Genomic DNA, 8,178 nt, shown 5'->3' with positions numbered 1-8,178 from the left:
ATTGTGTTGAGCGATCTTATTTATCTATCGAGCAATTAGAAGGGGAATGGCAAGGAGAGGCTGTAACTTTATATCCTGATTGGCGTAACAGCGATTCTTATACAACTAATTTAACGATAAAAAAAGAAGGAAATGACATAATTCAGACTTTAAAAACACCAGAATTAAACTATACTTCTAAGGGAAAAATTGGCAATAATACTATTACTTTTTCTAAAAATAATCAAGATATTCGAGTATTATTATTACCTGATGGTGCATCATCGACAACACCTTTAAAAATCGAAAATCGTCAATCTTTTTTTGTAGAATGTGGGTGGTTAGTTGAACCTAATAAAAGACTTCGTTTAATTCGACAATATGATGATAAAGGTGCTTGGATTAATGTAACTTTAGTGACGGAATATAAAAAGAATTAAAAACTGAAAATTTTATAGCTCTTTGAGGTAAAGTTAAGTCAATTTTTGTTTATTTATTACTTAATTTAACTCCAATCTTCTGTATCTTCTGATGGATTTTTACGATAGATTTTTCCTTTACTGTGCAAAATTCTGGCTTGGAGAAAAAGTTCTTCTTCTGTCATTTCCCATTGTTGTAAAATTGAGAGTAAATCATGTTGAACATCTTTAGCACCGGGAAAATCTTGATAACGTATTTTTAACCGTGCTACTTCTGCTAAATTATAATCGGTTTTGCCTTCGACAAAAATTTTTTTGATGATTTCTCGATCAATATGACCTAATGGATGTTTTTGATCCGTACTCATATGTTATTCTTATTCTTGCTTTAACTATAGCTAAATTCTATGCAATCTTACTCGTTATTTGCCCCTGCTAAAATCAATCTTCATTTGGAAATTATTGGCGATCGCCCTGACGGTTATCATCAATTAGTTATGATTATGCAAAGTGTCAATCTGGGGGATATAATTCGCTTAAGAGCTAATGGTATGGATGAAATTCGTCTTTTTTGTCAAAATCCTGAAGTACCTTTAGATCATAGCAATTTAGCCTATAAAGCGGCTTATTTGATGCAACAACAATTTCCTAAATCGGCTCAAAATTTTGGCGGTATTGATATTACTATCGAAAAAAATATCCCGGTAGCTGCCGGATTAGCTGGAGGTTCAACTAACGCTGCGGCAGTATTAGTAGGCATTAATTTGCTTTGGTCATTGGGTTTAACTCAACCTGAATTACGAGATTTCGGTGCTTTATTGGGTTCGGATGTACCTTTTTGTATTGCTGGTGGTACGGCGATCGCCACAGGTAGGGGGGAAGAAATAGAACCTTTACCAGATTTAAGGGATATTTGGGTTATTTTGGCAAAATATAGTAATTTAAGTGTTTCTACTCCTTGGGCTTATAATAGTTACCGAGAGCAATTTAATCATCTTTATGTATCTGATTCTCAGGGAATTAGTCAACGTACTCATAAGGTACACAGTGGGGATTTAGTTAAAGCTATCAGTCGGAAAAATTATGAGCAAATTGGATCTTTACTATTCAATGATCTTGAAAAAGTAGTTTTGCCTGATTTTCCCCAAGTAAAAGCGTTAATAGATGCCTTTCAAGCTAAAAATGTCTTAGGTTCGATGATGTCTGGATCTGGCCCAACAGTATTTGCTTTGTGTAATGATAAAGTTCAAGCAGATGCGATCGCCTCTGAAGTACAAAAAACTGTCAATAATCCAAACTTAAATTGTTGGGTATGCAAAATGTGTTCTCATGGTATTGTAACTCTATAATTTTTGTTGAGTATAACTATCTCAGGTAAAATCAAGCTAAAAATTAGTTAATGTTATATTTGACTATATTTTTGGTAACTATTGCTAATGTTACTGTTGCTGATAAATTTTCAAATATAGGAATAGATGATTGACTTTCTGATAGTTTTTCCTTTGTTTCTTTACCCCTACCAGTTAACAATAAAACAGGTTGACAACCAGCATTAAAAGCACATTGAATGTCACTGGGGGCATCTCCGATAAATAAAGACTGGGATAAATCAATATCATGTTTTTTGGTGTAATTTAAAATTAAAGAAGGGGAAGGTTTCCGACACTGACAATTATCAGAAGGTTGATGAGGACACATTAAAATTTCATCAAATTCTACTCCAAAACGGCGATATTCTTCAATAATTCGCTGATGTATCGCTTTTACGTCTTCTTCTGAAAAATAGCCCCGACTAATGCCGGATTGATTCGTAACAATGACTAATTTATAACCCTCATTTTGCCATTGCTTTAATGCTTTTCCTGCACCTTCAGGTAAGGATACTTGTTCAGGACGACTTAGATAAGGAATATAATCTATTGTTACTCCGTCTCGATCTAAAAATAAGGCTTTCATTAATTTTCATTCAAACATCCTCAAAAATTATATAGCAATAGGGAATAATGACCAGAATTGAGTCAATAACTATTAAAATTGTTGTCAATTATTGTTTAACAATCGGTTTTTAGACCTTAGGAGGTTTTATGATGAATTATTCTATTTTAATTGGTTTTAGCTTATTTTTAGCTGCTTATCTACTTGGTTCTTTTCCTACAGGCTATATACTAGCTCGTATGGTAAAAGGCATTGATATTCGTGAACATGGTTCAGGTTCTACTGGTGCGACTAATGTATTGAGAATCGTTGGCAAAGGAACTGCCATCGCCGTATTATTAATTGATATGTTAAAAGGCATCTTAGCAGTATCTGGAGTTAAATTATTTTATCATTACTCAGATTTACTACCCACCCAGTGGCAAGGATGGTTCATCGCCACTTGTGCATTATTAGCAGTTATCGGTCATAGTAAATCAATTTGGTTAAAATTTTCAGGAGGAAAATCTGCTGCCATCAGTTTAGGTATTCTCTTAACCATGAATGTTATTGTCGGTTTAGGCACTTTAGCCATCTTTTTGACAGTTTTAGGGATCTCTAAAATTGTTTCTCTTAGTTCCATCAGTGCCGCCATTGCAGTTAATATACTAATGTGGATTTTTAACCCTTCTATACCTTATATTAGTTTTGCCATCGTTGCCGCCATATATGTAATTATCAGACATCGCAGTAACATTGAGCGAATTATAGCAGGAACAGAGCCTCGGGTGGGACAAACTGCCTAAAAAGCCAATATCAGAATTTGAAGGTGATCAAATAATCGCTTTTTTGGCAAAGGGCTTAAGCCCCTTGTTAACCAATAAACTGTTTGTAATTAAACTAAATTCTGCGTCTATTTAAGTATTACAATTTTAGTTTATTACTACAGTAATAGCAATAATGCAATACTTACTACGGAGAATATTTCAAATCAAACGCAGGTAATAGATACAGAATTTAGCTCTAGCTATTTAGATCAATAGTATATTATTTACTTTGCACTAATCGCTTCTTGAGAAACTGGTACAAAATCACCATGAATAGTCAAAGCTAAAAGTAGATCTTCATTTTCAGGAATTAATTTACCACTAAGAACGCAACTTTCATCTTTTCTGGCAGTGGCGGGAATAGTGGCACGAATATCAGTTTTGGAAAAATTAGGACGATATTCACCGGATTTTTGTTGAACATAATTCCAGAGGATGTCTCTGATTAAAGTTTGATAACCTTGACTACCAGATAAAGATTTTAAGCTATCTTTAAGGGTTTTTTCCAAACGGATACTGGTTACTTCCATTTGAGTTGTTGATGTTCTGTGTACTCCGCGCATAGTTTTTTGTTCCTTTAAATTATTTAGACATTAGGTGATACTAGAGTAGTATAAAACTTCTCTGTTTTGCCACAAATTTTGTAAAAAGTTTACAAATATTTACTATTTATTATTACATCAAAGTGATTAAAATGAAATATTAATTTTAAAAATAGAATTATAAATCTTATTTTTTAAGGTTTTTCTTCCATTTTTAATAGTTGTTGTTAAAATGTGGGAATAAAAATTTATCAGCTATAACTATGACTATCAAATTGATTGGACTAAAAGCGGATCATTTTCGTCATCCTCTCGATTTAAAAGCAACCACTCAATTAAAACAAATTCCGGGTTTAGACTTAGCACTAAGAGGGCTTTTAGGAGGAGTGGCTGAAGATTTTTTTTATCTTAACAATATTGCCTCTAGTATTCTTATCAATGACAAGCAATTACCGGATTTACATAATTTATTGTTGTCCGCTTGTGAAATATTAGATATTGAACCTCCACAACTTTACATCCGACAAAATCCTATTCCTAATGCCTATACTTTAGCTATTCGGGGTAAAAAACCTTTTATTGTTATTCATACTTCCCTCTTAGAAATTCTTACTGATGAGGAAATTCAAGCTGTCATAGCTCATGAGTTAGGGCATCTTAAATGCGAACATGGGGTTTATCTCTCTTTGGCCAATATCATGGTGTTAGCGGCGAATTTAATCCCCTCTTGGGGAACTTTACTCGCTCAATCTTTACAAAATCAATTATTACAATGGGTTCGTTGTGCTGAGTTTAGTTGCGATCGCAGTGCTTTATTAGTGGTACAAGATCCCCGTATTGTCATGTCATTATTAATGAAATTAACCGGAGGCTCTCCCCGTTTTGCCAGTAAATTAAATTTAGAGGCATTTATGGAACAGGTAAAAGAATATAAAACAATTAGTAATAGTGATATTGGTAAAATGTTGCAGGAGATGCAAACATCATCATTAACTCATCCATTACCTATTCTTAGAGCAAAAGAAATTGAAAATTGGTCAACATCTCCTAATTATTATCAGTTGATCCAAAAAGACATAATAGGTTATAATAATCTAAGTGATAATCAGGGCGGATGGCGAAATTGGTAGACGCACCACACTCAAAATGTGGCGGCTTCGGCCGTGCGAGTTCGACTCTCGCTCCGCCCACTCTCTACATCCCTTACTCCATATTCGTTTCATCAACTTTCTTTTACATTTAATAAAATATCTTCAATTATTTTTCAACAATTAAGAATAAATTTAGACTCTGAAAATACCTTTTTATAAGCGTTCTAACTATTCTTAACTATTTTCAATCCTTTAAGGATTGAACGTGAGTATGACCTTATTTTTATAACCGTTTTTCAGAGAAGAAATAACGCAACATGAACCTGAGAGATTTAAGATTTATAAAACTATTCAAATAACGTCTTAACCAAATCTTTTATGATATTTCTCTACAAATAGATTGACAATTGGCGATCATTAAAAATCCCCAAGTATCTAATTTAACTTTCACCCCATAACCCAAATTTTGTTCTACCGTTGCTGATAACCAGTTACCTTGTCCATTTTTCAAAACATAAACTTTTTCACCTTCAGAATAATCAGAAAGACTTAACCATTGTTTTTCTTTTTTCTCACGGGGAACAACAATCTCTTTAATCTCTTTAAATTTAAGATTTAATGTTTGCCCTATAAATTTAAGAAAATCAGGGTAATCTAAACATTTCCCTTCGAGTGAGTTATCAAGTTTTTGGGCCTATTGTCTTATTTGTTCTTGAAATTTCTCTGGTATCCTAACGGCGATCGTCGGATTATTCCATTTTGGTTGAAACGGTTTTAAATTTTCTTTATTATTCATTGTTCACTTGTACGAGTGAGGTTGACGATTTTTAAGTCTAATCGCTTATTAATTAAATAGCAATAGTTATGATTCACTTGTACAAGTGAAAAGTCGCTTATTTGAATATCATATTATTTAGCTAATATTTCAATTAAATCATTAATCAAATTATCTGCACTATTGCTGGTATAACCTTTTTCTTTACTCTCAATCTTGTCTAAAATATCCCTTAACTTCACTTGTACAAGTGAGCTATCAGATTTATCTATTAAGTATTCCTTAGCTAATTTTTCAATAGTTCCTGACACATTACCAGTTGTTTTTAATTGCTCATAAACATCATGGTCAATGGTAACGTTTAATCTTTTTTTAGGTGCATCACCTTATAAAGTGACTGAAAACGTCAAGATGTTAGCTTTTATTCATGATAATTTATTTGATGATTCTGTCAGTTCATTTCATGACTTAACAATGGATATGTGTAGTTATTTATTAAGTCAAATAGATGATCATATTAGCGAAAATGGATTAACAAAATATCAAACTGAAAAAGGTTAACAAGTTCGTGTTTATTTGGCAGTCTTAATTTAATTTTGTTAATTGTCTATCAAGTGATACAAATTTATTTGATTACCAATAAAGTTATAAAAGATTATGGTGAAAATGAGAATAAATTGAGAATAAAATTAAGTAATTCACTGACTGTGATACTAAAACTCTTGAAAAATAAGCATAAAAAAAACGGGCGTGGAGGGACTCGAACCCCCGACCTGCTGATCCGTAGTCAGCCGCTCTAATCCACTAAGCTACACACCCTTTTTGGACACTTATCCATATTAACATATCATCAATAAAAATGCAATCTTAGAGTTGATAATTTCATTAACAAATTTTGATAATATTTTTATTAATTATGATTTTGCTAACTATAGCTATTTGACAACTCCTCTGCCGTCATGGGAGAGGATTCAAGCTTTCACCGAATGATGCCTTTCAAAAGTGAACTTTTTACTTGGTCTTACTCTTTCTCCACAAGCTGTAGCGATATGCCAAATCCGCTAAATACCATAGACGTTTACTTGAAATTGGCTTGGTTTTTGCCTTTTATTGTCTGTTACCACATCGAAGGATGTTTTTTAAAAAAAAGCTCACTAATGCCCTGAAGGGCAGGGTTTTAGACCAACGATTTTTTGATAAACATTTTAGTTTTTAGATTGGTGATCGCTAGTTTAATTTGTTCAAAACCAGTACCACCATAACTATTACGAGCGGATACGACTTGTTTTGGGGCGATCGCTTCATATATATCAATTTCAAAAGCCGGATGTAATTGTTGCCATTCTTCGAGAGTTAAATCCTTGAGGAGTTTTCCAGCGGCTAAACTGGTTTTAACTACTTTACCTACTAAGTTATAGGCTTCTCGGAAAGGCACACCTTTAGAAGCTAGATAATCTGCTACATCCGTGGCGTTAGAGAAATCTTCGTTGACGGCTTCTTCTAGGCGACTGGTACGAAATTCTAACCCTTCAGAAAGTAAAATTGTCATGGCGGATAAACAACCTTTGACGGTGTTAACGGAATCGAAAATCGCTTCTTTGTCTTCTTGTAAATCTTTATTATAAGCAAGGGGTAAACCTTTCATAATAGTTAATAAGCCTTGTAAATGTCCGAAAACTCGCCCTGTTTTACCTCTTACTAATTCGGGGATGTCCGGATTTTTCTTTTGAGGCATAATACTTGAGCCGGTAGAACAACTATCTTTCAAAGTAATAAAACTAAATTCTTGAGATGCCCACAAAATCATTTCTTCACTGATACGGCTAAGGTGTACCATAATTAAGCTGGAAGCACATAAAAATTCGATGGCAAAATCTCGATCACTGACTCCGTCTAAGCTATTCTCATATACGGACGCAAATCCCAATTCTTTGGCACTAAAATGGCGATCAATAGGAAATGTAGTTCCGGCTAATGCACCACAACCAAGGGGAGAAATATTCGTGCGATCATAAATTTGGGATAATCTTTCCCAATCTCGTTGTGCCATTTGGCAGTATGCCATAAGATGATGAGCCAAACTGATGGGTTGCGCCCGTTGTAAATGAGTATAACCCGGAATTAAAGTTTCAATGTGATTTTCAGCATGGTTTAATAACGCCTGTTGCCAATCTCTTAGTAATCCTTGGATTTGCTGAATTTGATCTCTTAAATATAAGCGAATATCAGTGCCAACTTGGTCATTACGAGAACGGGCAGTATGTAACTTTTTACCGACATCACCGACAATTTCCGTTAAACGTCTTTCTACGGCAAAGTGTACGTCTTCTTGATCAATGCCGGGGTTAAAATTTCCGTCTTGATATTCTTGGCGAATTTGGGCTAATCCTTGAATGAGGATTTGAGCTTCTTCGGGGGTAATAATACCCGTATAGCCAAGCATTTTAGCGTGTGCAGTTGATCCGGTGAGATCATATTCGATTAATTCAATGTCAAAGCCTATACTAGCGTTAAATATAGCAATGACTGGATGTAAAGAAGTTTCAAAGCGATCGCTCCAAGTTTGTTTTTTAGTCACAGTTAATAATTTAGGTTAATTATCTATATGTTTTTCTGAAAGTGATTAGCAGA

General features: G+C 33.9%; 11 protein-coding genes and 2 tRNA genes. 6 read left to right on the top strand and 7 right to left on the bottom strand.

Going from position 1 to position 8,178, the window contains the following annotated elements; genetic code table 11:
* Positions 1-419: DUF3598 family protein (locus FWJ34_RS05660; protein WP_308254347.1), on the top strand; the 419-nt coding region annotated here is incomplete at its 5' end.
* Positions 420-484: 65 nt separating this feature from the next.
* Here FWJ34_RS05660 and FWJ34_RS05655 read toward each other — a convergent pair.
* Entirely contained in the window at positions 485-766 is a 282-nt protein-coding gene (locus tag FWJ34_RS05655; protein ID WP_308254346.1) for a DUF3288 family protein, read from the bottom strand.
* A gap of 39 nt (positions 767-805) precedes the next feature.
* On the opposite strand from FWJ34_RS05655, the gene ispE reads away from it, so the two are divergent.
* The gene (gene ispE, locus FWJ34_RS05650; protein ID WP_308254345.1) at positions 806-1,747 is read left to right on the top strand and encodes a 4-(cytidine 5'-diphospho)-2-C-methyl-D-erythritol kinase; all 942 of its coding nucleotides are present in this window, start codon (positions 806-808) and stop codon (positions 1,745-1,747) included.
* 43 nt (positions 1,748-1,790) lie between these two features.
* Here ispE and FWJ34_RS05645 read toward each other — a convergent pair whose 3' ends face one another.
* Positions 1,791-2,354: an HAD family hydrolase gene (locus FWJ34_RS05645; protein WP_308254344.1), complete on the bottom strand. Its 564-nt coding sequence runs from the start codon at positions 2,352-2,354 to the stop codon at positions 1,791-1,793.
* 131 nt (positions 2,355-2,485) lie between these two features.
* On the opposite strand from FWJ34_RS05645, the gene plsY reads away from it, so the two are divergent.
* The gene (plsY, locus tag FWJ34_RS05640; RefSeq protein WP_308254349.1) at positions 2,486-3,118 is read left to right on the top strand and encodes a glycerol-3-phosphate 1-O-acyltransferase PlsY; all 633 of its coding nucleotides are present in this window, start codon (positions 2,486-2,488) and stop codon (positions 3,116-3,118) included.
* A 245-nt stretch (positions 3,119-3,363) separates the two neighbouring features.
* Here the strand turns inward: plsY and FWJ34_RS05635 are convergent, their stop codons facing one another.
* Positions 3,364-3,702: a hypothetical protein gene (locus tag FWJ34_RS05635; protein ID WP_308254343.1), complete on the bottom strand. Its 339-nt coding sequence runs from the start codon at positions 3,700-3,702 to the stop codon at positions 3,364-3,366.
* Between the two features lie 242 nt (positions 3,703-3,944).
* Here FWJ34_RS05635 and FWJ34_RS05630 point away from each other — a divergent pair, with 242 nt between their 5' ends.
* Together FWJ34_RS05630 and FWJ34_RS05625 are read left to right on the top strand one after the other, a co-directional pair.
* Positions 3,945-4,811, top strand: coding sequence for a M48 family metallopeptidase (locus FWJ34_RS05630; protein ID WP_308254342.1), 867 nt, complete (start codon positions 3,945-3,947; stop codon positions 4,809-4,811).
* A tRNA-Leu gene (locus tag FWJ34_RS05625) sits at positions 4,790-4,871 on the top strand. Before FWJ34_RS05630 ends, FWJ34_RS05625 begins: the two co-directional genes overlap by 22 nt.
* A gap of 277 nt (positions 4,872-5,148) precedes the next feature.
* Here the strand turns inward: FWJ34_RS05625 and FWJ34_RS05620 are convergent.
* Complete coding sequence (locus FWJ34_RS05620; protein WP_308254341.1) at positions 5,149-5,283, bottom strand: hypothetical protein; 135 nt, start codon at positions 5,281-5,283, stop codon at positions 5,149-5,151.
* A 398-nt stretch (positions 5,284-5,681) separates the two neighbouring features.
* Complete coding sequence (locus FWJ34_RS05615) at positions 5,682-5,858, bottom strand: hypothetical protein (protein ID WP_308254340.1); 177 nt, start codon at positions 5,856-5,858, stop codon at positions 5,682-5,684.
* A gap of 40 nt (positions 5,859-5,898) precedes the next feature.
* Between FWJ34_RS05615 and FWJ34_RS05610 the strand changes: the two genes are divergently transcribed.
* Positions 5,899-6,108, top strand: coding sequence for a hypothetical protein (locus tag FWJ34_RS05610; RefSeq protein WP_308254339.1), 210 nt, complete (start codon positions 5,899-5,901; stop codon positions 6,106-6,108).
* Between the two features lie 184 nt (positions 6,109-6,292).
* On the opposite strand, the gene FWJ34_RS05605 is transcribed toward FWJ34_RS05610, so the two are convergent.
* Positions 6,293-6,366, bottom strand: a tRNA-Arg gene (locus tag FWJ34_RS05605).
* Positions 6,367-6,724: 358 nt separating this feature from the next.
* Positions 6,725-8,125, bottom strand: coding sequence for an argininosuccinate lyase (argH, locus tag FWJ34_RS05600; protein WP_308254338.1), 1,401 nt, complete (start codon positions 8,123-8,125; stop codon positions 6,725-6,727).
* Positions 8,126-8,178 lie beyond the last annotated feature (53 nt).

The sequence above is a fragment of the Geminocystis sp. GBBB08 genome, from assembly GCF_016743215.1.
In the GTDB taxonomy this organism is placed as follows: domain Bacteria; phylum Cyanobacteriota; class Cyanobacteriia; order Cyanobacteriales; family Cyanobacteriaceae; genus Geminocystis.
This window is presented reverse-complemented; position numbering and strand designations above follow the sequence as displayed.

Excerpts from the sequence above, each read along its gene's own strand:
- FWJ34_RS05610 (WP_308254339.1), top strand. The coding sequence starts at position 5,899 with ATGGTAACGTTTAATCTTTTTTTAGGTGCATCACCTTATAAAGTGACT.
- FWJ34_RS05635 (WP_308254343.1), bottom strand. The coding sequence starts at position 3,702 with ATGCGCGGAGTACACAGAACATCAACAACTCAAATGGAAGTAACCAGT.
- FWJ34_RS05645 (WP_308254344.1), bottom strand. The coding sequence starts at position 2,354 with ATGAAAGCCTTATTTTTAGATCGAGACGGAGTAACAATAGATTATATT.
- plsY (WP_308254349.1), top strand. The coding sequence starts at position 2,486 with ATGAATTATTCTATTTTAATTGGTTTTAGCTTATTTTTAGCTGCTTAT.
- FWJ34_RS05630 (WP_308254342.1), top strand. The coding sequence starts at position 3,945 with ATGACTATCAAATTGATTGGACTAAAAGCGGATCATTTTCGTCATCCT.
- ispE (WP_308254345.1), top strand. The coding sequence starts at position 806 with ATGCAATCTTACTCGTTATTTGCCCCTGCTAAAATCAATCTTCATTTG.
- FWJ34_RS05655 (WP_308254346.1), bottom strand. The coding sequence starts at position 766 with ATGAGTACGGATCAAAAACATCCATTAGGTCATATTGATCGAGAAATC.